The following is a 24139-nucleotide window of genomic DNA, read 5'->3' on the forward strand; positions in this document are numbered from 1 at the left end:
ATGGATTTTGAAAAAGCAAAAAAATTAATTAATGATGCCGATTGTATTTTAGTTACCGCTGGTAACAAATTTGCGATTGCAGATGGTTTGGATATGTTAGATGAAGCTAGTTTTAAAGTACAATACCCTGATTTAGTAGAAAAATATGATGTCCATACAATTGGGGATGCACTTGATAAGAAATTGCCATCATGGCCAGAACAATGGGCAATGTGGCGGCGTTTTATTGATGATTATTCAGTTAATTATCAGCCATCTGATGCGATGCTCCAACTAAAACAGTTATTAACTGGTAAAGACTATTTCATTGCTACTAGCTATTTTACTCATGCCTTTGAAAATGCTGGCTTTGATCATAAAAAGATTTTTAATATCTTTGGGGATTGGACAACTATGGCGTGTTCAAGTGGCGTTAACCACGGCTTAAAGAGTGACTTAGCAATTCAAGGTGTTCCTAAGTGTGAAATCTGTAATAGTGAGATGGAAATTCACATGCCACTAACTGAGCATTTCTATCCCGATACTGATGCCAATACTAGAATGCGGATTTTTATCACTAATAATGAAGATAAGAAAATGTTAGTACTTGAATTGGGTGTTGATGAAACTAGTCCACAATTACTCGATCCAATAGCCCATTTAGTAATGCAATTTGATTCATGGAAGTATATAGCAGCTGATTTGGCTAGTGATGAATTACCTGAAAAATTGCAAGAAAAGGCACTAGCTTTTAATACTAATGTAGCTAATTTTTTAAAGGAATTAAGTGAATAATGGCAAAAATTGAAAATGGTGTTTTAAGATTCAATGATGATTACCTCAATCAAAAGATGCGTCAAAAAGGTCATGAAATTCTAGATTTTTTGTCAGACTATACCATGATTGATATAGAAACTACGGGTTTATCTCCGTTTCGTGATCGGGTGACCGAATTATCTGGAATTCGAGTTAGAGCCGGAAAAATCGTTGCGCAATATAGCAACTTAGTTAAATATCCTGGAGATAACTCTGTTCCGACATTTTTAACTAAGCTAAATGGGATTGATCAAGCCTTAATTGAGAGTGAAGGAATTGATGTAGCAAAAGCAATCAGTGAATTTCGAACGTTTATCGGTGATGATGTGATTGTTGGTTACAATATCAATTTTGATTTGAATTTTGTTTATGACTTATGTCAAAAATATCATCTTTCTAAATTAAATAATAATTATGTGGACGTTTTGCGCTTTTCTCGGGTATTTTTTAAACAGGAGGCTCATAATCGTTTGATTGATTGTTTACGTCGTTTAAATATTAGTCCGAGTGAAGCACATCGTGGTTTGCAAGATTCAATCGATACTAAAAGTGTTTACGATGTATATCATGATCAATTTACCCCTAGAATGCTAAGTGAATTAAAGTTAAAGTCGTGTGATTTAGCGGAATTACCTTTTGAGTACAAATTAGGCCGTAATCCTGTAAAAAATAAAGTAATAACTTTAGCAGGACAGGCTAAAAATCAAGAGTTAGCAAATGTAATTACTACTTTAGGTGGAACAGTTACTACTTTGGGTTCAAATAGTGATTACTTAATCATTGGAGATCATGATTATTTCAAACGGCAGCTTCCGGAATTAAAACAGCTTCGTGAACTCAAGCAAGCAGGAAATAAAATTAGTCAGTGGACTTTGAGCTTTTTCTTGAGCATGCTTGATTCATGGGCAAGAAGTTAGGAGAATTTGATGGCAAAAAAGAAGCGTAAGAATCGTCAGGCCGGAATACCGGCTTTTTTGGTGTTTTTAGCACTTTTAGGGTATGGTTTATATCAAAATGCTAATTCTAACCAGACCACGAATACAAGTGCTATTAATTCAGCATCAACAGCACAAACAGAATATGGCGGTTTATCAAAAACGGATTATCAAAAATTGGCGAATTTAAACTTTCAATCAGGGCAAAAAGCTATTTATGTAGTAAATCAAAATCATTCTACTTTGATAAAAAATGCTTGGAAAGTTAATAAGGTTATCTATTCTAACCTAGACAATTTAAATCGAACTTCTAGTTCTAATACAGCTTTTATTGAACGCAGAAATGTTGCTAATCAAAGTTTGCGTGTAAGGCAATTTGTAAATCCGACAGGCTGGCATTCGAATCGAGCAAATGGTGAGCAAATATATAATAGAGGGCATTTAATTGCTTATTCTGTTAGTGCCGGAATTGATCAAAGTGGGAATTTTGAACCTAATAATCAATCAGGTGACCAAAATAATCCGAAAAATTTGTTTACTCAGTCTGCTTTTAGTAACCAAAAACTGCAGACAATTTACGAAAGTAAAGTGCGGTTGGCATTAAAGCAAAACAAAAAGGTAATTTATCAAGCTACTCCAATTTTTCGGGGAAGCGAGTTAATGGCTCGGGGAATTAATTTGCAAGCTATTTCAACAGATGGGAGTTTAGACTTTAATGTCTATATTTTCAATGTTCAACCAGGGTTTTCTTTTGACTATGCGACTGGTAGAGCAAAAGTGAATCGCGGAATGCAAGTAAATGAGTAACGCTTTATGGTTCGGATTAACATGATTTGAGATAAGATTAAAAATTAACTTAGGCATAAACTATCTCGAAATCCGAATTTTATAGTTGGTTTTAGTTGAGTTTTAGTGACTTTTACATTAGAATTTATTTAAATGAATTATTTATAGATAGTTGAGGAATTCCATGAACGAAGAACAATTTGTCCAAGTTAAACATTTAAAAATGATTTATGATAATGGCCATGAAGCTATTAAAGATGTATCTTTTAATGTTAAAAAAGGAGACTTAGTTTGTTTATTAGGACCTTCAGGTTGTGGTAAGACTACTATTTTAAATATGTTAGCTGGATTGTTAACACCGACATCAGGTGAAATATTATTTGATGGTAAAAATGTGGTCAAAGTCCAACCTAAGGATCGAGAGATTGGGTATGTTTTTCAAAATTATGCGCTCTACCCACATATGACAGTTTTGCAAAATGTTATGTTTCCATTAACTGTTGGCAAAAACAAAATAAGTAAAGAAGAAGCTAAAAAAATTGCTGAAAAGTACATGGCTTTAACTCAAATTACTGAATTAAAAGATCAAAAGCCAAGTAATTTATCTGGTGGCCAACAACAACGTGTAGCAATTGCTAGAGCTTTAGTAATGGAACCTAAGATTTTGTTAATGGATGAACCATTATCAAACTTAGATGCACGTTTACGATTAAAGATTAGAGAAGAAATCAGAACTTTGGTCAAGGAAGTAGGAATTACTACTTTATTTGTTACCCATGATCAAGAAGAAGCCCTATCAATTGGGGATAAGATTATTCTATTTAATAATGGGGTAATTCAACAAGATGATGAAGGCCAAAACTTTTACTTAGAACCTAATAATCACTTTGTTGCCAACTTTGTCGGCAATCCCGTAATTGATAACTTTGAAGTAGAAGTTAATGATGGATTAATTAAGGGTAGCGATTTTGAAATTAAAGTAGCAGATTTAGACCAAAAGCGCTTGAAGACTGAATTATCAGCTGGTAAGTATATCTTATCAGTTCGTCCTGAAAACATTATTCCAGCAGAAACTGGTGAAATTAAAGCTTTAATTACTGATGTAGAATTAATTGGACGCGAAAGAATTCTAAAGTTTGATTATGATGGCAAGCAAGCTCGTTCACTTGTTGATCTTGAGACTCCAATTAAGACTGGGGATCAAACTTGCTTGAAGATGAGACTTGATCGAATCTTCTTGTTTACAGCTGATGGAAAGCGGGTTTACTAATGAAGCAAAATCAAAAGAAAGCCTGGCTATTTTTAGCACCAACTATTTTCTTCGTAACAATTTTTAGTGTTTGGCCAATTTTAAGAGCCTTTACTATGAGTTTTCAAAAAGGCTCATTAATTAACTTAGAATGGACTGGCTTTGATAATTACCAATATATTTTTTCAGATCCAGAATTTTGGCGGGCAATTTCCAACACTTTAATTTATACGATTATTGCAGTACCAGTGAGTTTAGCAATTTCAATTATGCTTGCATGGTTTATTTTTAGTAAGGTAAAGCATTCTTCATTTTTTGAAACGACTTTTTTCATGCCTTATGTAACTAGTACGATTGCAATTGGGATTGTCTTTAGATATATCTTCAATGGTGACTATGGTCTTTTGAATTATATTTTGCGCTTATTCCATCTGCCAGCACCTAATTGGATAGATGATCCAAGTATGAGTTTAACTACTATTATCATTTTTGGTATTTGGTCATCATTAGCCTTTGATATCGTCATTTTAATGGGAGCCTTGAGAAACATTGATCCAAATTACTATACTTTGGCTGATATGTATGGTGCCAGCGAAAAGGAAAAGTTCTGGAGAATTACAATTCCGCAATTAGTGCCAACTTTAGCTTTCTTGCTAACTATGAATTTAATTGGTGCATTTAAGATTTATACTTCAGTTTACGCTTTGTTTAATGGACAAGCAGGAATTGGTAATAGTGCAACTACTGCTGTGTTCTATATCTATAATAAATTCCAGATGGTAGGGACTCCAGGTGTAGCGATGGCAGCAACTGTTGTATTATTCTTGATAATCTTACTTGCAACTTTCTTACAACGTAAAATGATGAAAAAGATTGGACGGTACTAATGAAGAAGTTACGTATAGGGAACTTAATCGCCTATATCGTCTTAGCGATCTTTGCGATTATTACTGTATTTCCATTTGTTTACATGATTTTAGGTGGATTAATGTCATATCGTGAAACAACAACAATTCCACCAACATTAATTCCAAAGAATTTTAATTTTGGCAATTATGCTAAAGTATTTGCTCAAGCACCATTTGCTCGTTACTTTTTAAACACTTTTATTACTGCTTCAGTAACAACAATTGTTAGTTTATTCAATGCCTTACTGGGTGCTTTTGCCTTAACTAACTTGAAATTTAAAGGCAAAGCAGTAGTTCAATCGCTACTTCTATCTTTATTGATGGTTCCAGGTGAAGCAATTATTTTTACTAACTACAATACAATTGCAAAGTTGGGCTTACTTAATACATATATTGGTTTAGTTTTACCATTTTTAACTTCTATCTTTTACATGTATTACCTTCAAAGCTATTTTGGCTCAATTTCAAGCACTTTATATAAAGCAGCTATGATTAACGGCGCTAGTGATTGGGATTATATCTGGAAGATTTTAGTTCCAATGAGTAAAGGTGGCTTATTTACTGTAGGACTTTTGAGTTTTATTAGTGGTTGGAATGCCTTCCTATGGCCATTATTGGTAACAAATGAAGATAATATGCGCTTGCTTAACAATGGTTTATCATCATTTGCTTCTGATTCAGGTAGTGAAACTGAATTGCAGTTAGCCGCTGCAACTTTAACTGTTTTGCCAATTTTGATTATTTACTTCATCTTTAGAAAGCAAATTATTCGTGGGGTGGTAAGAAATGATCTCAAAGGATAAAACTACAGTCACTTTTTATAATGGACTAACTACTATTGGTGGTCCAATGATTGAAGTGGCATACAATAAAAGTCATGTATTGTTTGACTTAGGGGAAGTCTATCGTCCAGAACTAGATTTGCCAGATGAAAGTTATCAAACTTTGATTAAACATCAGTTAATTGGGGATGTACCTAATTTTTATGATCCTAAATTAACCGGAAAAGAAATTGATCATGAACGCTGGGAACATGCAGCAGCATATATTTCACACTTGCATTTGGATCACAGTAAGGCACTTAACTTTTTAGCACCAGAAATTCCACTTTATGCTGGACCAATTACCGCAGCTCTTTTGCCAGTTTTGAATCGGCAGGGCGATTTTCTATTGCCAGCAGCTGGACATAGTCAAGACTATACTCGTGAAATTATTCCTGCTAAATTTAAAACTCCAATTCAGGTGGGAGATATTACTTTAGAAGTTTGGCCAAGTGATCATGATGCCTATGGCGCTACTGGTTTAATCGTTAAGACTCCTGATAAGGTAGTTGCCTTTACTGGTGATATTCGTCTTCATGGGTATCATCCAGATTGGGTGAAAGAATACCTAAAGGCTGTTTCTAAGTGTGATTTATTCATTATCGAGGGTACGGGAGTGTCTTGGCCTGAACGCATAGGACAAGAATTCTCAGGGCCTAAGAGTGAAGATGAATTAACAGCAGAATTTGTCCGCTTGCAAAATGAAAATCCGCAAAGACAAATAACTTTTAATACTTATCCTACAAATGTTGAAAGGTTACTTCGTATTATTGAGCAATCACCTCGAAAAGTGGTTTTGCATGCGAAGCGAGCAGATTTAATTAAAGAGGCACTGGATCGTGACTTTAGTTACTACTACTTGCCAGGGGAAGAGAGATTTACTTCTTTAAAGCCAGAACTTGAAGTGGATTATCAAGAATTACTTCAAGATAAAAGTAAATACCTCTGGCAAGCAGTAGCGAATTACGATGACTTGATGGAAGGCGGCTTATATATTCACTCTAATGCTGAACCATTAGGTGATTTTGATCCGGCATATCAACCTTTCATTGATGCCTTGGAAAAGCAAAGAATTGAATTTAAGACCTTGCGTTGTTCTGGCCATGCGGATGACAAGGAACTTAAAGAAATTATCGGGTTAGTCCAACCTCGCATCCTTTGCCCGGTGCATACATTGCATCCGGAGTTGGAAGAGAACCCATTTGGGGAACGGATTTTACCTAAGCGTGGAGAAACTTTTACGCTTTAGTTAAAAATCAAAAAAGTTGTTATGTTTAGTTTTTATTTATGGAGGATTTTTCCTATGAAGTTTGCTAGAAAACTAGCAGTTGCAGGTATGACTGCATTGACTGTTCTTGGTACTGTTGCATGTTCAAATGGTAATAGTTCAAGTAAATCATCATCAAGTGTCAAGATTCCAAAAGTTACTAAGAAAACTACTGTAGTATTTTGGAATGCGATGACAGGGGTTCAACAATCAACTTTACAAAGTTTGACCAAAGAATTTGAAAAGAAGAACCCTAACATTACTATTAAGCTTGAAAATCAAGGTGCATATACTGATTTACAAGCTAAGATTAATTCAACTTTACAATCACCTAATAACTTGCCAACTATTACCCAAGCATACCCAGGCTGGCTTTACAATGCTGCTAAAAACAAAATGCTTGTTGATTTAAAGCCTTACATTAATGATAAGAATGTTGGTTGGGGCAGCGCAGCAAAATCAGATATTAAGACTAGCTTACTTGAAGGAGCCCAAATTGATGGAACTCAATACGGTATTCCATTTAACAAGTCAGTTGAAACTTTAACTTACAATGCTGACTTGCTTAAGAAGTATGGTGTAAAGGTTCCTAAGACTATGGCTGAATTGAAGAAAGCAGCTAAGACTATCTATGAAAAGAGTAATCACAAGGTTGTAGGTGCTGGCTTTGATTCACTTTCAAACTACTACACTTTAGGGATGAAAGATGCTGGTATAAACTTTACTAGCAAGATAAACTTTACTGGTTCAACTTCAAAGAAAGTAATCAATTACTATGCTGATGGAGTTAAAGCTGGTTACTTCAGAACTGCTGGTAGCGAACACTACTTATCAGGTCCTTTCGCAAATGAAAAGGTTGCAATGTATGTAGGTACTAGTGCAGGCGAAGGCTTTGTTAAGAAGGGTGTTGGTACTAAATTTAAGTACGGTGTAGCAGCACGTCCATCAACTTACAATATGCAACAAGGTACTGATATTTACATGTTTAGCAAAGCAAGTGCAATGCAAAAAGCAGCAGCCTTCAAATACATTAAGTTCTTGGTATCTAAGTCAAGTCAATTAACTTGGGCTAACAAGACTGGTTATGTTCCTGTAAATACTAAGGTTGTAAATTCTGCAGCTTACAAGAATTCAGGTCTTAAGACTCCTGCAATTATTGCCGATGCAATGAAGAAGTTGTACTCTGTACCAGTTGCTAAGAATTCAAATGCTGCATACTCACAACTTAACTCAATTATGCAAACTATTTTGGCCAGCGCAGCTAAGAAGCAAAATGTAAATTCACAAATTACGGCTGGTAAGGCTAAATTTGACGCTGCTTGGAAACAATAAAAACTAATTTTCTCAAATAAAAACAAAAAAAGCTGAAATCCTTGTGGTTTCAGCTTTTTATTTTTTGCCATAGCATACAATATGTTGTATTTCAATATTGAATATACAATATATCTAGAGTATATTCTTCATTGGACTCTTTATGAGGGATAAATCTTAATTAGGGGAGTATTCTAGATGAATATTTTTAAAAAGTTAGTTTTAATTAGTTTAGCTGGAGCAACTTTAGCTTCAGTGAGTGCATGTTCAAAGCAAAGTAGTACTAAGTCACAAGCTACTTCTATTCCAAAAGTGACTAAGAAAACTACTGTTGTATTTTGGCATGGTATGAGTGGTATTCAAGGGGCAACATTAGCCAAGTTAACTCAAGAGTTTGAAAAGAAAAACCCTAACATCACTATTAAACTTGAACACCAAGGTTCATATATTAACCTCCAATCAAAGATTAATTCTACTTTACAATCACCTAACAACTTACCAACTATTACTCAAGCTTACCCAGGTTGGCTTTATAATGCTGCTAAAAATAAAATGCTTGTTGATTTAAAGCCTTACATTAATGATAAGAATGTTGGTTGGGGTAGCGAAAACACTGATATTAATACTAGCATGTTAAAGGGTGCACGGATTGATGGTACTCAATATGGGATGCCATTTAATAAATCTGTTGAAGCATTAACTTACAATGCTGACTTACTTAAAAAGTATGGTGTAAAAGTTCCTAAGACGATGGCTGAATTAAAGAAAGCGGCTAAGACTATTTATGAAAAGAGTCATCATAAGGTTGTAGGTGCTGGTTTTGATGTTATGAGTAATTACTATCTTTTAGGCTTAAAAGACCAAGGCATTAATTTCAGTAATAAAGTTAAGTTTGATAGCAAAGCATCTAAAAAAGTGATTAATTACTACGCAGAAGGAGTTAAGGAAGGTTACTTCAGAACCGCGGGTAGTGAACACTACTTATCAGGTCCACTTGCAAATGGTAAAGTTGCAATGTATGTAGGTACTAGTGCAGGTGAAGGTTTTGTAAAGAAAGCAATTGCCGGTCGTTTCCAATATGGTGTAGCAGCACGTCCATCAACTTACAACATGCAACAAGGTACTGATATTTACATGTTTAGCAAGGCAAGTGCAATGCAAAAAGCAGCAGCCTTTAAGTACATTAAGTTCTTATTATCTAAATCAAGTCAATTAACCTGGGCTAATGCAACTGGTTATGTCCCAGTAAATACTAAGGTTGTAAATGATAAAGCTTATAAGAATAATCCTAAGATGAAGACTCCTGCAATTATTGCCGATGCAATGAAGCATTTATATTCTGTTCCTGTAGCTAAAAATTCTAATGCGGCATATACTCAAGCCGGCAGTAATTTGGAAGCAATTTTGGCAGCAGCAGCTAAGAAGCAAAATTACAATAGTCTTATCAAGCAAGGACAAGCAAAACTTGACGCTGCTTGGAAGCAATAGTTATTAAGAAAGAGCAGGTTATTAATCTGCTCTTTTGTTTGTATTAAAAATAGAAATAAATGATTTTATAGCTTGATATTGTTTCATGCAGACCTGAAAAATGTTAACATAAATGAGTACTTTTAGTGAGGTGAGTATTTGTGATCAAGCGTCAAAAGTTTCCAGTTGATACAACTTACAATTGGTATGATATTAGTAATTTGAGTGAGGAAGATAGCAATGTCTTACAAGAGGAATTTAATTTTACTCCAGATATCATTTCGTATATTTCCGACCGTCATGAGCGTCCCCACTACGACTATGACCCATATACTCAAAGTCACTTGTTAGTTTATGATGTTCCTATTTGGCCTACACCAAGTATTAAGCATTTTACAGCTAATCCGGTAACTTTTTTGGTTCAAGGTAATAATTTATTTACATTTCATACAGAACTAACTAATTATGTTTTTGAAGAGTTTGATGATGAGCGGATGCGGGAAAAACTATCTCAAGCTCAAGATGTAACTGAATTATTGATGCTCTTCTTATTGTATTCTTCACAATACTTTCAAAGAGCAGTTACACAATTAAATATTGAGCGTAATGGGCTGGATAGTAAATTATCTGACAATATTGATAATAAGGATTTAGTAGAATTATCAAATATTGAAAAAGGGCTGGTCTATTTATCAAGTAGTATTCAGACAGACTTGTTAATGCTCCATAGTTTGAATAAGTCTCAACTTAATAATAAATTTACTACCCGCTCTTTAGAAAGACTGGATGATGTCTTGATTGAATCAAATCAGTCAGCTCAAATGGTTAGAATTTCTAGTCAAGTTACTAAGACTTTGTCAACTACTAGCAATAACATGATGAACAATAACTTGAATGATACGATGAAATTCTTAACTGTTTGGTCCATTTTGTTAACAATCCCAACAATAATGACGGGTTTTTATGGGATGAATGTTAGCTTACCAATTTTTGGTCATAATTTTGACTGGATTGTGATTGCAATTATTACAGTTTCAATTATGGCTTGGTTGGCATATTATATGAAAAAACATCATTTCTTCTAAGCTAAAAAAGGCTAGTATCGCAAGGATACTAGTCTTTTTTTGCTAAGTTATTTAATTAAAGGACGAGTATAGTCAGTAGCTTCATCATAAAGAACCCCGCTCGCATTACCACCATCTGAAATGATAAAGTTAGCGTCTGGATACTTGGCTAGGATATCAGCTTCAACTCGTTTACGAACAACTTCATTTTTAGTTAAAACTGAACCGGTAAATGCGATATCCATTGGCTTAGGCGTAGTAAAGCGGTCTAAACACATCAAAATATCATGGGCAAGTAAATCAGCTTGATCTTCTAATACTAAAATTGCATCACTGTCTCCTTGATTGGCTAGACTAGAAACTAATAATGCCAGTTTACCGATTTGTGGGCGATCCATTCGATAAACTAAAGCATTACAGTCTTCCATTCGATTAACATTGAAATGACGAGTAAACATTTCAGTTAGTGGACTAGTTTTTCCTTGGTCATATGTATTTAAAGCTTTCTTTAAGGCAGCAATACTGATAGCATAGCCACTTCCTTCATCACCGAGCAAATGACCGTAACCACCAACAGCAATAATATGTCCATTTTGTAACCCATTAACTACAGAGCCGGTTCCGGCAATAGTCAAGATACCGTCTTTACCTTTTAAAGCACGATAGAGTGCGATTGCTGAGTCAGTAATAGTTTTACTTGGGACGTTAAAAGTATTAGCTAACTCTTGTGAAATCTTGGCGTATTCTCCCGTAACAGAAACACCAGCAATACCAGCAAGAATTTTTTCACAATCTGGACCAAGTTCTGCTTGAATTTGGCGAATAGCATCTTTGATGTTAGCCATTGCTTCTTCATAGTCAGCATTTACGTTTCCTTGCCCAGTTTCTACTTTAGTTAATAAATTGCCATTTTGATCATAAGCTTCAGCGGTAGTATGAGTACCACCAGCATCAATCCCGATTTTATAAGTCATAGTTTTCTCCTTAATTGATAGTTATCAATATCATTATAAAAAAGCGTTTACATTTTTGCTAGTAAATTCATCAAAATAGTTTATATTTTTCTTTACTTGCTTCTTGAGGCAAAGCTTGGCAAAATAAAAAATAAGAGGGAGAGTCTTATGAAAAATAAAGTTTTTATTGGTGCGCTTTTAGCATCATTTGCAGCTTTTGTTTTATATTTAAATAATATTCAACGCAATCAGTCAGCTAAGCTTGAAATTACTCAAGCTCAAACTAAAAAGAATACTAATAAAGAAAAAGAGCCTAGTTTCAATTTGAAAGTGCCTACTAATTCCGGAGATATTCAAGTTAGCAAAGCTAGTAATAGCGATTTAGCTAAGAATATTAAGGCTACTATGGGGAATAGTGAAGACTATCAAGTTAAAGTTACTAATTTAGCTGATAATAAAAAAAGTGCATATCTTTATGCAAGTGAAAAAAGATATGAAGCTAGTGATACTTTAAAAGCATTTTTACTTGTAGCATATTATCAAGCAATTTCGAGTGGAAAAATACAACCTAATGGAATTGTTACTGTTAAGCAAGATCAGTTAGCTAGCGGAGAACAATTATTTAAAGCCAATGTTAATTATAGCTTGTCATATGTAACGCAAGTTTTGTTGAGTCAAAACAATACTACTAGTGCTAATATTTTACTTGATAAGTTAGGAAAAACTCAGATGAATCAGCTGCTTGAGCAACTGGGTTTTAAAAATACAAGTATCGAGCATAAATTCGGGGTAAGTCATGTTGGTTATACTAGTGCAGAAGATCTTGACAATCTTCTGACTAAACTTTATCAAGGAAAAATTATTAGTAATTATTCAAATCGGGTTTTAAGTCTTTTAACCACTATGAAGACTAGATCTAGTCTAGTTTCAAAAATAACAGGAGCCAATATTATTCAAATTGGTGATAGTCATAATGCGGCAGCAATCATTACTAGTGCTGGTCATAGTTATACTTTAGCTATAAGTGCAAATAAAAATGAAAAATTTGCGGAATTAGGTGCAAATGTAAATAATTGGCAAATAAATCATTAAGTCTAAGCAAAGCTTAGGCTTTTTTTATGTAACAAATCTAGGGGGAGTGTGTAAAGATATCTACTAAGGATAGTGTTATATTGTTTTCTGTCAACTGATTTTCTGGAGGTAAACATAATGAAAAAGTTTTTGAAAAACCATGTTTTTTCAATAATTGCTTGGTTATTAATTGCTTTGATTTCAGTACTTAGTTTACCTAATGTTAATCAATTAACGCGTGAACATGCTGAAATCACCTTGCCCCAAGATACACAAACGACCTTGGCAAAGACAATTAATAATCAATGGAGCAAAAAGACAAAGAATACTTATGAAGTTGCATTAGTCTTTCATAAGGCCAAGCAATTGAGCAAAGCTGATAAAGAGCGAATTTCACAAACAATTGCTGACTTAAAAGACAATAAAGCACATTATGGTATTAAGAATATTCTAGCTCCTAATGATAATATTGCCACTAAGAAGAAATTAAAGTCCAAAGATAAGACGACTTGGTTAGTACAATTGAATGTCTCCAAGAGTCATGGAACAATTTCTGCTATTAATTCAGAATTGCAAAAGGCAATAAAGACTACAGGAGTTAAAACATATGTTACTGGAGCCGATATCTTAAATGATGATTTTTCTGCTTCAATTCAAGAAGGAATTAAAAAGACTGAATTAATTTCTGTCATTTTTATCTTTGTAGTTTTAGTACTAGTTTTCAGATCTCCAATTGTCCCACTTATTTCTTTATTTACAGTTGGAGTTTCATTTATTACTAGTTTTTCAATTGTTACTAACTTAGTTAAATATAGTAATTTCCCATTTTCAAACTTTACCCAAGTCTTCATGGTAATTGTTTTATTCGGGATTGGGACTGATTACAATATTTTACTGTATGACAAATTTAAGGAAAACTTGGGAAAGGGAATGGCAACTGCAGAAGCAACTAAGAATGCTTTGCATAAAGCTGGTAAGACTATTCTATTCTCTGGTTCTTCCATTTTAATTGGATTTAGTGCTTTAGGCTTAGCTAAGTTCTCAATTTATCAATCAGCTACAGGGGTTGCTGTTGGTGTTGCAGTCTTATTATTAGTTCTGTTAACTCTCAATCCATTCTTTATGATGACTCTTTCTGCTAAGATGTTCTGGCCTGTAAAGAAGTTTGAGGGAGAAAGTGAAAGTAAGATTTGGCATTTCCTAGCTTCAAATTCTGCTAGACGACCAATTTTACATCTGATTATTACTTTCTTAATTGTTACACCTTTGATGGCACTTTATTCAAATCATTTAAACTATGATGATACTGATGAAATAAGTGATACAGTTCCATCAAAAGCTGGTTTATTAGTTGTACAAAAGCACTTTTCTAAAGGAATGGCAATGCCATCATATCTTTATATTAAGGCAGACCATACTTTAGATAACGAAAAAGATTTGAAGTTAATCGACGCATTAACCCGTCAACTGCAAGCAAGTAAAGATGTCAGCTTTGCAACAAGTGTTACAGAACCTTATGGTGAAAAAGTTGACCAACTTTATGTAAATAGTCAATTAAATACGGTAGTTGATGGTGTAAGTAAGGCACAAGCTGGTCTTGGAAAATTAAGTACCGGCTCTACTCAGGTAACTAGTGGAGTTAGTCAGTTAGCTTCTGGTTCACAAACCTTGACTAATGGTTTAAATACTTTGACTCAAAGTTTAAATAGCCAACTTAGTGGGGCCAATGTTTCTCAACTTGCACAACTTCAATCAGGTTTACCAAAAATTAATGCAGGAATTCAAGAATTGAATTCAGCCTTACAAAAATCAGGTAATACCATTGATACTCATGGTTTAACTAACAACTTATCAAGTGCAGCTCAAAATGCTAAAACGATAGGGAATAATTTGACTACCGCGGGTCAAATTTTAACAAGCTTAAAGTCAAGTTCTACTTCAAGTATTGATACTAACCAAATTATTGCTTCATATCGCCAAGTTGAAGCAAAAGCAGGATTAAGCACAGCTCAAAAGCAAGTCATGGAACAAGCCTTATCTACAATCTTGGGCCAAGTAAATTCAGAAGTTGCAGCACAAAAGACTAAGACAGCCGCAGCTTTAACTCAAGTTGCTAATAACTTGCAAGCAGCAGGCTTGGCGGATCAAAGTTTAGGTAATTCATTATCTTCAGTTGCGACTACTTTACAAGGGATGAGTTCTTTGACTAGTCAAGTTAAAACTCTTCAAGCTCAAGTAAATCAGCTTGCAACTGCTTCAAATGTAGCCTTACCAGGTGCAAGTCAAGCCTTGAACAAACTTAGTTCGGGCTTAAGTCAAGTTAATAGTGCTGTTTCATCCGCCGCTATAGGCTCAAGTCAAATTACTTCAGGTGCAAATACTCTTAAAGATAAGACCCCAGCTTTAACTAATGGAATTGATAAAGTAAATTCAGGTTTAGGTAGTGGCTCTACTTACTTAGCAGGTTTGGCAGACTCTTCAGCTTCTGATACTTTCTATATTCCAAAGAAGTATTTACAAAGTAGCTTATTTAAGAAATCAGTTTCTAACTATATGAGTCATGATAAAAAGACAACCAAAATAATCGTTGTCTTTGATTCAAATCCTAGTGCAGCTAAGGCAGCTAAGAAGTCACATCAATTAAGTCAGATGGCTAAAAAGGCTTTAGCTGGGACTGATTTAAAGAATGCAGAAGTAGTAATGGGTGGACAAAGTTCACGTATTCAAGATACTAAAGAAACAGCATCAAGTGACTTTGCGAGAACAGCAGTTATTATGTTAATCGGTATTGGTTTGGCATTGGTTGTAGTTACTCGTTCAATCTTGCAACCATTCTTCATCTTAGGTACTTTGATTGTTGCTTACTTCATGTCACTAACTGCAAATGAATGGCTAATTAATACTTTTGTTGGTAAGAGCATGTTAACTTGGAATACTCCTTTCTTTAGTTTTATCATGTTAATTGCCTTAGGTGTTGACTACAGTATTTTCTTAATGATGCGTTATCGTGAAATGGATGAAACTACTGCAGGTGAAAAGATGATTCATGCAAGTAGCATTATTGGCACAGTGGTAATTAGTGCAGCAATTATCCTAGGCGGTACTTTTGCAGCATTAATGCCATCAGGTATTCCTACATTAATCGAAGTAGCCATTAGTGTTATTATTGGCTTGGCTTTATTAGTAATTTTAATGCCAATTGTTTTAACTAGTTTAGTTAAAATTACTTATGATGGTATAAAAAAAGAAAAACATTAATTACTAAATATTTTTTACAGTAATTAAGATTTTAAAAGACCACAATTTGTGGTCTTTTATTTTAGGTAAAAATAGCGGTAAACTAGATATAAGAATAATAAGCGAGGTTACAACTATGAAACGATGTCCAGAATGTGGCCGTTTAATAAAGATTGATGCGCAAGTTTGTGATTTTTGTGGCTATAAGTATACTCAGACAGAAAGTGACATAACTGGTGAACCTAGGCAAACTAGGGCTCAATATCATGAAAAAAGTAGAAGTGATGCAGATGAGGCAGAAAGTAAAACTAGTTTAAGTTTTGCTGTTACTTGTAAGAAGATGCTAGAATGGATTCATCAAAATTCCAATATTGCTTTGGTGATTTGGTTAGTTTTAATGATTTTTACTAGTATCGTGCCTGAACTTGGCTGGACAGCATTGTTATTATTAACTGGATGGCTTTTTTATATTTGTCGAAATAGCAACCAAATAAAGCAGTATACTGCAGATAAGAATTTACAAAAAGATTTTGAAAGTTCAACTAATAAAGCAGAACAACGTGCCAAAGTTGTTCGACAAAAACATCCTAAACTTGAGGAGAGGGTAGAAAAGTTTAAGGCTAATAGTCAAAAAATAAAGAAAACACATGGTTCAATTTATCGCTGGGGAGCGCTTCTGACTTCTTTGTTAGGGCTAATATTATTTTTTGCTAAATCAGGTATGACAGGATCAATTTCTAGGGCTCTATTGCAGTATGCCAATAATCAATACGCATCTTCCCAAATGGGGTTTGCAGTTGTGATTTATTTAGTTTGGCTTTACCTGGTTTTGAATCCCATTTTCATTGCTTATCGCTTACTTAAAGGGATGAAACAGACAGCATTCATTCTAAGTTTAATTCAAACAGTATTGCTATTGGGGCTAATCTTTTATGGCAATAAAGCAGGCACAGTCTCAGTATATGGTCAACTAACTAAACAACTAATTGCAACTGCCTCAGCAGTAGGTACATTCTATTACATGTTGATTTTTACTAGTATTTTAACAACTGGCCTTTGCTTTATGAATATTTTTAGTCGTAAGAACTTGTTTTAAAAAAGAGAGTGTGCAAATACACACTCTCTTTTTTGGTACTTGATAAAAGGTAGGTGAGCTACTTACTCATATCAATGACAAGTTGTTCATTAACAAAAGCATTTAAACCTAATTCACTTAATTCTCTTCCGTAACCCGATTTTTTAACACCACCAAATGGTAATTCGGGTGCAGTAATCCATCGTGAATTTATTACTGTCATTCCAGTTTCAAGCTGTTGTGCAAGATCTTGAGCTTTTCCAATATTACAACTAATAATTGATGAACCTAAGCCAAAACTGGAATCATTGGCTAATTCAATTGCTTCATCTTCATCTTCAACACAAAAGACTTCTGCTACTGGACCAAATAATTCTTCATCATAAATTGGATTTTCCTTTTTTATATTGGTTAAGATTGTTGGTCTAAAGAAAGCAGCAGAACTATCAATTTCAGGATACTGATATTCTACTTTAGCTCCGGCATTGATAGCTACTTGTACTTGTTTTTCCAGTTTTTCTTTGGCACTTTGTGAGTTTAATGGAGCAAGTGTTGTTGACTCGTCAAGTGGATTACCAGGACGTAAGTGACTAAAAATTTCTTTTAAGTCAGTTAGGACTTCTTGATAACGATCTTTGACAACAATAATTCTTTTTGATGAAGTGCATACCTGTCCTGAATTAAAGGTTCTTGCATCTGCTAAACAGCGTTTTAAAGTTTTACTATCGGCATCGCTTAAAACAATGAAAGGATCATTGCCACCTAATTCCATTGTTGACTTCTTTAAGTTTTTACCAGCAGTCATAGCAACGCTACTGCCACCACGTTCTGATCCAGTAAGTGCTACTCCAGCTATGCGCTTATCTGAAATGATTTTATCTAAGGTTGAGTAATCAACAAATAAGTTGAGTAAGCTACCTTCATCTGCTCCAGAACGTTTAACAATCTTTTCAGCAAAAAGTGCACTACTTGGAACGTTATGAGCATGCTTCAATAGTACTGGATTACCAACGATAAAATTAGGTGCAAAAACCCGAAAAATCTGATAAAGCGGAAAGTTCCATGGTTCGCAAGCTAAAATCACACCGGTAGCTTTTTTTAAATAGTAAGCTTGTCCTAAAGCAGTTGGTAATTCAACCGGCTTTAGCATTTGAGGACCGTGTTCAGCATAATAATCACAAATATTAGCGCATAATTCCACTTCAGCTTTAGATTCAGTGATTAATTTGCCCATTTCTTGAGTCATGGTTTTAGCTAAATTATTTTTGTTCTTTCGTAAAGAATCCGCAATATTTTTTAAAGTATAACTGCGACTAGCGGGACTTTCGTGACGCCATTTTCTATATAAGGCATGGGATAAGGCAATACTTTCTTCAACTTTTTTTTGACTAGTTAAATCGTATTGAGCGATTGTCTCATTGGTATAAGGATTAATAGATTGATATTTAGACATAAAGAAACCTCGCTTTTCCTATTTATGATTCTTATTATAAAGCGTTTGCAGAGGCTGGTCTAACTTTTTACGTAAATCTCATTTTTTGATAAACTAATAAAAAAAGAAATGAGGCAATTTTATGGTAGCAACAGGTCATGTTTATTTAGGCAGTCCTTTTTATAGTGATGCTCAAAGAGCTAGAGTTAAAAAAGCTCAAGAGCTACTAGCTCAAAACGAAACTGTGGTAAGAGTTCATTTCCCATTTGATTATGAATTCGTTGATCCTGATGATCCTAATCCCAAGGCGGGGATTCCCAGCTTAAAGTGGCAACTTGCAACATATCAAAATGACTTAACAGGTTTAGTTAATGCTAGTGTGGGCGTGTTTTTATATGATATGGATCAATTAGATGATGGAAGCGCCTTTGAAATAGGGTACATGCGAGCTTTACATAAACCTGTAGTATTAGTTCCTTTTACTGAGCATCCTGAAAAAGAAAAAAAGATGAATTTGATGTTAGCTCAGGGCGTAACTACTTTAATTGATGGTAATAGTGAATTTGAGAAACTAGCTAGTTATGATTTTAATAGCTGTATGAGCGATCCTGTAACAGGATATCGAATCTTTTAAGATAAAAAACCGGAGAATTTATTAATAAAATTCTCCGGTTTTTTGTTTAAAAAGTAATCTTATAAATCTAATTCTTTTTGAGCTTTTTCAACTAAAGCGATATTTCCATTAAGACGACCAAATGCTACTGTATCTTCAAGATACGTTTTGATTTTTTTACTATTACCATTTTGTTCTTTTAGGTTTTGAGCCAAGCGATAAGTTACTCGAGCAAGATAGTATACCATATGTCGTTTGGCACAAATATTATAAGCTGCCTTTAATAAACGATCAGATTGCTTATAAAGTTGTTGTTTACCATAAAATTCTCCAGCAGTACAAAGAATAGATAATACTAAAATCGCTTGATCAGTTCGCTTAATTTTTAATGTTAAAATTGCTTCTTGGATTTGATCATAATAATGTTTAGCTTTATCAATTTCATCTTGACTTGCATATACTTCACTACATCCATTAAGAGCCAATAAACGGTAAAGACTGTCTTTGTCAAGATTGATAGAAGTCAAAATACTATTGAAATGATAAAGTGCAGTCATTGGTTCGTTATCTTTATGTAAAGCTAATTGCCCTTTTAAGTAGTTATATAAGTTTTTATCATTATCTTTTTTTAGCTGAGCTTTCTTAATCTTATTTAAGCTTGAAGATAAGGTATCATAATCAAATGATACTAATGAAAAACTAGCATCTATCAGCTTATCAGTAATACCTTCATCTTCATCCGATATCATTAAATCTGAAATAGAAATATTCATGCGTTCGCAAAGCTGATTTAAAATTTTAAAGCTAGGAACTAAGCCATTATTTTCAAATTTACTCAATGTTGATTGGGTACATATACCAGTACATAACTCTGTTTGAGATAATTTAAGAGATTTTCTAATTTGTACAAATTTCGTAATGTTTAACATACTTATTAAATCCTTTTCATTGATTGATATAAAAAATTAATAGATTCATTAAGGTAATCCAAAGCATACGCCATTGCATGCCCATGACCTGGAACTAGTGTGAGTTGGACTTCATGATTATGATTGGCCAAAAAAGTTAGATATGTATATACACCAGATATTGGTGTAAGTTCTTGAGCTGAATTAATCATTAGTAACGGGCCAAGGTTTTGATAATTATAATTGATAGGGTCTAAAAGTTTCAGCTTTTTGGAATCATATCCATCTATATAGGTTAAAGTAAAATATTTATAGAAAGAACTATTAATTTTATCTTGATCTTGATAATTAAATTCACTTGCAGCATTTAATGATGGCTTAATTTCTTGATGATGAGCAAACCAATTGACAAAATCAACCGGTGCAGACCAAGTAACTGTTGGAAAGCCATATTTTCCTGCAATCATTAAGGCCATAGTTCCCCCAGCACTGGCGCCGACTTGAACAATATTTTTTTGATCGTCATCATCAGTATATTTAGATGTTAAAAGCCAATCTACAAATTTTTTAGCATCATTATGCGCAGCAGGAAATTTTGCTGTTTGGGCAAGAGTGTAATCTGGAATTAAGGTCATAAAACCAGCATTGGCAAATTTAATACCAAGCTCTTTTGAGCCTTCTTTACTTCCTTTAATCCATCCACCCCCATGCCAAAAAATTAAAATTTTGGTTTGAGATGAAGTATTATTTGGAAAATAAATATCGACTTTTAAATCGTTATCTGAATCATATGTAATATTTTGTTTAATAACAACCATATTGAAGTCCTTTCTCTCGTTCCCGCATCTATTATAGTAATGTTTGTTCTAAATATGCTAGTAATGGGCTTAAAAAACATAAAAAAATAAAAAATATTAAAAATTCTTAGAAAATTAAGTAGAAATACAGCTAAAACTCTTTTTTTGTTAAAATAAAGGGTACTAAAAGAAAGGAATCAACTATGAAATTATCCGTGGAGAAAAGTCGAAAGTTAATAAATATTGCCACAGTTATTTCGATGATTTTAATTATTGGCTTAGTAATATATTGGTGGCACCTGGGGATTTTTACCGACCAAGTAAAAATGAAAAACTACTTGAAAGATAAACAGGTTATTGGCCCAATTTTATTTGTGTTAATTCAAATAGTACAAGTTGTTATTCCAATTATACCGGGAGGAGTTTCACTTTTAGCTGGAGTGATATTTTTTGGCCCAGTAATGGGTTTTATCTATAACTATGTTGGAATTGTAATTGGGTCCTTGATTATTTTTTATCTAGCACGGCAATATGGAAAACCTTTTTTACTTCATTTAGTTTCTGAAGAAAGTCTTGATAAATATATGAAGTGGACCAAAAATCAAAAGAAATTTAACTGGTTTTTTGCTTTATGTATAGTAGCACCAATGGCTCCAGATGATGTGTTATGTATGTTGGCAGGTTTAACACAGATGAAATTTTGGACTTTCTTTTGGATTATTATTTTAGGTAAACCTTGGACAATTGCAGCTTATAGTTTAGGACTGGTATATGGGGCAAAATGGTTAATAGGGATTTTCAAATCTTAAGTAAGAGATTATATTTGAGACATGTTTTAGCTAAAGATGCAACTTTATTATATAAATGGAGTCAAAATCCAATTTATGCTGAACGTGCTAATTTTACGTCCTATAAAGATTTGAATGCAGCTAAACGGGGAGCTGAACTTTTAGAAAGACGTAAGTATAGTTTTATTATCTGTCTTAATAATGATAAGGCAGTTGGGTTAATAGAATTATATAGTCGAGGTGTAAGTCAAAGTTTACAAAATACGAAAGAAATTGGCTTTTTACTTGATCAAGAGTATTGGCATCAAGGTCTGATGACTGAAGCTTGTAAGGCATTAATTGATTATGCTTTTACGAATCTGAATCAAACTGAAATTTGGGCAGGAGTAAAGCCAGATAATGTGGCGAGTCGCAATTTAATTGAAAGATTGGGCTTTAAATATAAATATCAAGTTGCGTATCCGTGCCTTTTGAATCAAGAACCATTAGTTGAAAATTATTATCTTTTAGTCAATCAGTAATTGAAAAATTTAAAAAGCATGTTAAAATTTAGGTAAACGCGAAATCCTAAGACAGCTTCAGAGAGTCCGCGGTTGGTGTGAGCGGATGGACGTCGTTTCCAGATTTCTTAAAGTGGGCAATTAATAGTTGCACGGTTTGCGCCGTTATCGCAAAGTAATGAGTGTGGTCTAGTTTAGGCTGAACTTGGGTGGTACCGCGAACCGTGATCCGATTCGTCCCAGTGATGGGACGGGTCGGCTTTTTTTATTTTTCGGAGGTTTTTATGTTAGATATTAAGGTTATTCGTGAACGCCTTGATTGGGCAAAAGAAAAATTGGCTACAAGAGGTATTAAGCCTGAAGAATTAGATGAAGTTGTAGCTATTGATGAAAAGCGTCGTGCTAAGTTAAGTGAAACTGAAGCATTAAAGGCAAAGCGTAACGAAGTTTCAAAAGAAATTGCTAACAAAAAGCGTAACAAAGAAAATGCTGATGACGCAATCAAAGCAATGCGTGAAGTAGGTGAACAAATTAAGAAACTTGATGAAGAAGTTGCAGAACTTACTGAAAAGCAAAACTACATCTTACTTCGTTTACCTAACTTCCCAGATGATTCTGATCCAATTGGTCCAGATGAAAGTTACAATCAAGAAGTAAGAAAATGGAATGAACCAACTAAGTTTGACTTTGAACCTAAAGCTCACTGGGATTTAGGTGATGATTTACATATTTTAGATTTTGATACTGCTGCTAAAGTTTCCGGTGCTCGTTTTGTTTACTACAAGGGTGCAGGCGCCTTACTTGAAAGAGCAGTATACAACTTCTTCTTAGATGAAAATACTAAGGAAGGTTATACTGAAGTTATTCCACCTTATCTAGTAAATGAAGATTCAATGCAAGGAACTGGTCAATTCCCTAAATTTACTGAAGATGTTTATACCATCGTAGACAACGATGATCCTGATAAGCCATTAAACTTGACTTTAATTCCTACTGCAGAAGTACCACTTGTTAACTACTTCAGAGGTGAAATTGTTGATGGTAAAAAACTTCCTATTAATGTGACTGCTTTAACTCCAGCATTTAGAAGTGAAGCAGGTAGTGCAGGTAGAGATACTCGTGGTTTAATTAGAATGCACCAATTTAACAAGGTAGAAATGGTTAAGGTATGTAAACCTGAAGAATCATGGAACGAACTTGATCGTTTGACTCATAACGCTGAACACTTACTTCAAAAATTAGGGTTACCATATCATGTTGTTGCATTATCAACTGGGGATGCAAGTTTTACTAGTGCTAAGACTTATGACCTTGAAGTTTGGATGCCAGCTCAAAACAAGTATCGTGAAATTTCAAGTTGTTCTAACTGTACTGATTTCCAAGCACGTCGTGCACAAATTAGATACCGTGATGAAGATGGTAAAGTTAAGCTTGTTCACACATTGAACGGTTCAGGTTTAGCAGTTGGTAGAACTGTTGCTGCCATTCTTGAAAACTACCAAAACGAAGATGGTAGCGTAACTGTACCAGAAGTATTGGTTCCATATATGCATGGTATGACTAAAATTACTAAAGAAGATACTTTAGGCTAATTCTGATAATTAGAGAAAGAGAGGCTATTTAGCTTCTCTTTTTTTACTCTTTTGAAAAAATGAAAAAATTTTTTAGTCAATTTGAAGCAGAAAAACTATAAAAAAAGGAACTATTATTTAGTAATAAAAGATAAAGTTCATAAAAGGAGAGAAATAAAAAAGGAGAGAAGTTGACAACGTCACCAGGTGTTCAGAAAAGAAGGAAAATAAATCGAACAAAAAGGAAAGTTTGACGAAAAGAGTGAAAGCCTGTATAGTAGTATCTGTTCTCGCGAGAGGTAAAAACTTAAAGTGAGAAAAGTTCTTGACAGCTAGTTAAGAAGTTGGTAATATATTAAATTGTCGCGAGTCAATCAGGCGAGTGACGAAAGATATTTATCAAAAAAGTTCTTGACAAGAGATTTAAGGACATGATAAAATAACTGAGGCTCATAGCGAGCCAGAGTTAGTACTTTGAAAACTGAACAAAGTTTCGCTAAAGTGTGCGGGTGTAACAACCCAAACAAAAGCGAAGTCAATTCGCAAGCAATAAATTTGAGATAACAAATCAAAAAATCTGATTGAGCTAAG

20 protein-coding genes and 1 pseudogene are annotated in these 24139 nt (G+C 34.0%); 17 read left to right on the forward strand and 4 right to left on the reverse strand.

The window, feature by feature from the left end; genetic code table 11:
- The 10 genes from H628_RS0102280 (at position 1) to H628_RS0102325 (ending at position 10624) form a co-directional block, all read left to right on the forward strand.
- Positions 1-774, forward strand: coding sequence for an SIR2 family NAD-dependent protein deacylase (locus tag H628_RS0102280; protein WP_027825007.1), 774 nt, complete (start codon positions 1-3; stop codon positions 772-774).
- Positions 771-1712 carry a 3'-5' exonuclease gene (locus tag H628_RS0102285; RefSeq protein ID WP_027825008.1) on the forward strand — a complete coding sequence of 314 codons (942 nt, stop codon included), beginning with the start codon at positions 771-773 and terminating at the stop codon, positions 1710-1712. Before H628_RS0102280 ends, H628_RS0102285 begins: the two co-directional genes overlap by 4 nt.
- Before the next feature lie 9 nt (positions 1713-1721).
- A complete protein-coding gene (locus H628_RS0102290) occupies positions 1722-2537 on the forward strand; it encodes a DNA/RNA non-specific endonuclease (protein ID WP_027825009.1) in 816 nt (271 codons plus the stop codon).
- A gap of 163 nt (positions 2538-2700) precedes the next feature.
- Complete coding sequence (locus H628_RS0102295) at positions 2701-3786, forward strand: ABC transporter ATP-binding protein (RefSeq protein ID WP_027825010.1); 1086 nt, start codon at positions 2701-2703, stop codon at positions 3784-3786.
- The gene (locus H628_RS0102300; protein WP_027825011.1) at positions 3786-4652 is read left to right on the forward strand and encodes a carbohydrate ABC transporter permease; all 867 of its coding nucleotides are present in this window, start codon (positions 3786-3788) and stop codon (positions 4650-4652) included. Before H628_RS0102295 ends, H628_RS0102300 begins: the two co-directional genes overlap by 1 nt.
- Positions 4652-5476, forward strand: a complete 825-nt coding sequence (locus H628_RS0102305) for a carbohydrate ABC transporter permease (RefSeq protein WP_027825012.1) — start codon at positions 4652-4654, stop codon at positions 5474-5476. Before H628_RS0102300 ends, H628_RS0102305 begins: the two co-directional genes overlap by 1 nt.
- Complete coding sequence (locus tag H628_RS0102310; RefSeq protein ID WP_027825013.1) at positions 5460-6743, forward strand: MBL fold metallo-hydrolase; 1284 nt, start codon at positions 5460-5462, stop codon at positions 6741-6743. Before H628_RS0102305 ends, H628_RS0102310 begins: the two co-directional genes overlap by 17 nt.
- Positions 6744-6797: 54 nt before the next feature.
- Positions 6798-8093 (forward strand): extracellular solute-binding protein, encoded by a 1296-nt coding sequence (locus H628_RS0102315; protein WP_027825014.1) that lies wholly within the window; start codon positions 6798-6800, stop codon positions 8091-8093.
- A 177-nt stretch (positions 8094-8270) separates the two neighbouring features.
- Positions 8271-9560 (forward strand): extracellular solute-binding protein, encoded by a 1290-nt coding sequence (locus H628_RS0102320; RefSeq protein ID WP_027825015.1) that lies wholly within the window; start codon positions 8271-8273, stop codon positions 9558-9560.
- A 140-nt stretch (positions 9561-9700) separates the two neighbouring features.
- Positions 9701-10624 carry a magnesium transporter CorA family protein gene (locus tag H628_RS0102325; RefSeq protein ID WP_027825016.1) on the forward strand — a complete coding sequence of 308 codons (924 nt, stop codon included), beginning with the start codon at positions 9701-9703 and terminating at the stop codon, positions 10622-10624.
- 47 nt (positions 10625-10671) lie between these two features.
- Here the strand turns inward: H628_RS0102325 and H628_RS0102330 are convergent, their stop codons facing one another.
- A complete protein-coding gene (locus H628_RS0102330) occupies positions 10672-11577 on the reverse strand; it encodes an N-acetylglucosamine kinase (RefSeq protein ID WP_027825017.1) in 906 nt (301 codons plus the stop codon).
- Between the two features lie 147 nt (positions 11578-11724).
- Here H628_RS0102330 and H628_RS0102335 point away from each other — a divergent pair, with 147 nt between their 5' ends.
- The 3 genes from H628_RS0102335 (at position 11725) to H628_RS0102345 (ending at position 16960) form a co-directional block, all read left to right on the forward strand.
- Positions 11725-12648 (forward strand): serine hydrolase, encoded by a 924-nt coding sequence (locus tag H628_RS0102335; protein ID WP_027825018.1) that lies wholly within the window; start codon positions 11725-11727, stop codon positions 12646-12648.
- A 117-nt stretch (positions 12649-12765) separates the two neighbouring features.
- Entirely contained in the window at positions 12766-15885 is a 3120-nt protein-coding gene (locus H628_RS0102340; RefSeq protein ID WP_027825019.1) for an MMPL family transporter, read from the forward strand.
- Positions 15886-16000: 115 nt separating this feature from the next.
- The gene (locus H628_RS0102345) at positions 16001-16960 is read left to right on the forward strand and encodes a zinc ribbon domain-containing protein (RefSeq protein WP_027825020.1); all 960 of its coding nucleotides are present in this window, start codon (positions 16001-16003) and stop codon (positions 16958-16960) included.
- 58 nt (positions 16961-17018) lie between these two features.
- Here the strand turns inward: H628_RS0102345 and H628_RS0102350 are convergent, their stop codons facing one another.
- Positions 17019-18392 carry an NAD-dependent succinate-semialdehyde dehydrogenase gene (locus tag H628_RS0102350; protein ID WP_027825021.1) on the reverse strand — a complete coding sequence of 458 codons (1374 nt, stop codon included), beginning with the start codon at positions 18390-18392 and terminating at the stop codon, positions 17019-17021.
- A 121-nt stretch (positions 18393-18513) separates the two neighbouring features.
- Between H628_RS0102350 and H628_RS0102355 the strand changes: the two genes are divergently transcribed.
- Positions 18514-19005 (forward strand): nucleoside 2-deoxyribosyltransferase, encoded by a 492-nt coding sequence (locus H628_RS0102355; protein WP_027825022.1) that lies wholly within the window; start codon positions 18514-18516, stop codon positions 19003-19005.
- Between the two features lie 59 nt (positions 19006-19064).
- On the opposite strand, the gene H628_RS0102360 is transcribed toward H628_RS0102355, so the two are convergent.
- Positions 19065-19913: a helix-turn-helix domain-containing protein gene (locus H628_RS0102360; RefSeq protein WP_027825023.1), complete on the reverse strand. Its 849-nt coding sequence runs from the start codon at positions 19911-19913 to the stop codon at positions 19065-19067.
- Between the two features lie 5 nt (positions 19914-19918).
- A pseudogene (locus tag H628_RS0102365) lies at positions 19919-20722 on the reverse strand (alpha/beta hydrolase fold domain-containing protein); the annotation flags it as partial.
- A gap of 170 nt (positions 20723-20892) precedes the next feature.
- On the opposite strand from H628_RS0102365, the gene H628_RS0102370 reads away from it, so the two are divergent.
- From H628_RS0102370 to serS, 3 genes are all read left to right on the forward strand, one after another.
- A complete protein-coding gene (locus tag H628_RS0102370; protein WP_027825025.1) occupies positions 20893-21498 on the forward strand; it encodes a TVP38/TMEM64 family protein in 606 nt (201 codons plus the stop codon).
- Positions 21499-21512: 14 nt separating this feature from the next.
- Complete coding sequence (locus tag H628_RS0102375) at positions 21513-21998, forward strand: GNAT family N-acetyltransferase (RefSeq protein ID WP_236692260.1); 486 nt, start codon at positions 21513-21515, stop codon at positions 21996-21998.
- Between the two features lie 263 nt (positions 21999-22261).
- Entirely contained in the window at positions 22262-23569 is a 1308-nt protein-coding gene (gene serS, locus H628_RS0102380; RefSeq protein ID WP_027825027.1) for a serine--tRNA ligase, read from the forward strand.
- The last annotated feature ends 570 nt before the right edge of the window (positions 23570-24139 follow it).

This window comes from Lactobacillus psittaci DSM 15354 (assembly GCF_000425905.1).
GTDB classification, from domain to species: domain Bacteria; phylum Bacillota; class Bacilli; order Lactobacillales; family Lactobacillaceae; genus Lactobacillus; species Lactobacillus psittaci.

Bases quoted from the DNA above. Each gene is read 5' to 3' on its own strand.
- H628_RS0102295 (WP_027825010.1), top strand. From the start codon at position 2,701: ATGAACGAAGAACAATTTGTCCAAGTTAAACATTTAAAAATGATTTAT.
- H628_RS0102315 (WP_027825014.1), top strand. From the start codon at position 6,798: ATGAAGTTTGCTAGAAAACTAGCAGTTGCAGGTATGACTGCATTGACT.
- H628_RS0102300 (WP_027825011.1), top strand. From the start codon at position 3,786: ATGAAGCAAAATCAAAAGAAAGCCTGGCTATTTTTAGCACCAACTATT.
- H628_RS0102350 (WP_027825021.1), bottom strand. From the start codon at position 18,392: ATGTCTAAATATCAATCTATTAATCCTTATACCAATGAGACAATCGCT.
- H628_RS0102355 (WP_027825022.1), top strand. From the start codon at position 18,514: ATGGTAGCAACAGGTCATGTTTATTTAGGCAGTCCTTTTTATAGTGAT.
- H628_RS0102290 (WP_027825009.1), top strand. From the start codon at position 1,722: ATGGCAAAAAAGAAGCGTAAGAATCGTCAGGCCGGAATACCGGCTTTT.
- H628_RS0102280 (WP_027825007.1), top strand. From the start codon at position 1: ATGGATTTTGAAAAAGCAAAAAAATTAATTAATGATGCCGATTGTATT.
- H628_RS0102370 (WP_027825025.1), top strand. From the start codon at position 20,893: ATGAAATTATCCGTGGAGAAAAGTCGAAAGTTAATAAATATTGCCACA.
- H628_RS0102330 (WP_027825017.1), bottom strand. From the start codon at position 11,577: ATGACTTATAAAATCGGGATTGATGCTGGTGGTACTCATACTACCGCT.
- serS (WP_027825027.1), top strand. From the start codon at position 22,262: ATGTTAGATATTAAGGTTATTCGTGAACGCCTTGATTGGGCAAAAGAA.
- H628_RS0102335 (WP_027825018.1), top strand. From the start codon at position 11,725: ATGAAAAATAAAGTTTTTATTGGTGCGCTTTTAGCATCATTTGCAGCT.
- H628_RS0102340 (WP_027825019.1), top strand. From the start codon at position 12,766: ATGAAAAAGTTTTTGAAAAACCATGTTTTTTCAATAATTGCTTGGTTA.
- H628_RS0102310 (WP_027825013.1), top strand. From the start codon at position 5,460: ATGATCTCAAAGGATAAAACTACAGTCACTTTTTATAATGGACTAACT.
- H628_RS0102305 (WP_027825012.1), top strand. From the start codon at position 4,652: ATGAAGAAGTTACGTATAGGGAACTTAATCGCCTATATCGTCTTAGCG.
- H628_RS0102360 (WP_027825023.1), bottom strand. From the start codon at position 19,913: ATGTTAAACATTACGAAATTTGTACAAATTAGAAAATCTCTTAAATTA.
- H628_RS0102320 (WP_027825015.1), top strand. From the start codon at position 8,271: ATGAATATTTTTAAAAAGTTAGTTTTAATTAGTTTAGCTGGAGCAACT.
- H628_RS0102345 (WP_027825020.1), top strand. From the start codon at position 16,001: ATGAAACGATGTCCAGAATGTGGCCGTTTAATAAAGATTGATGCGCAA.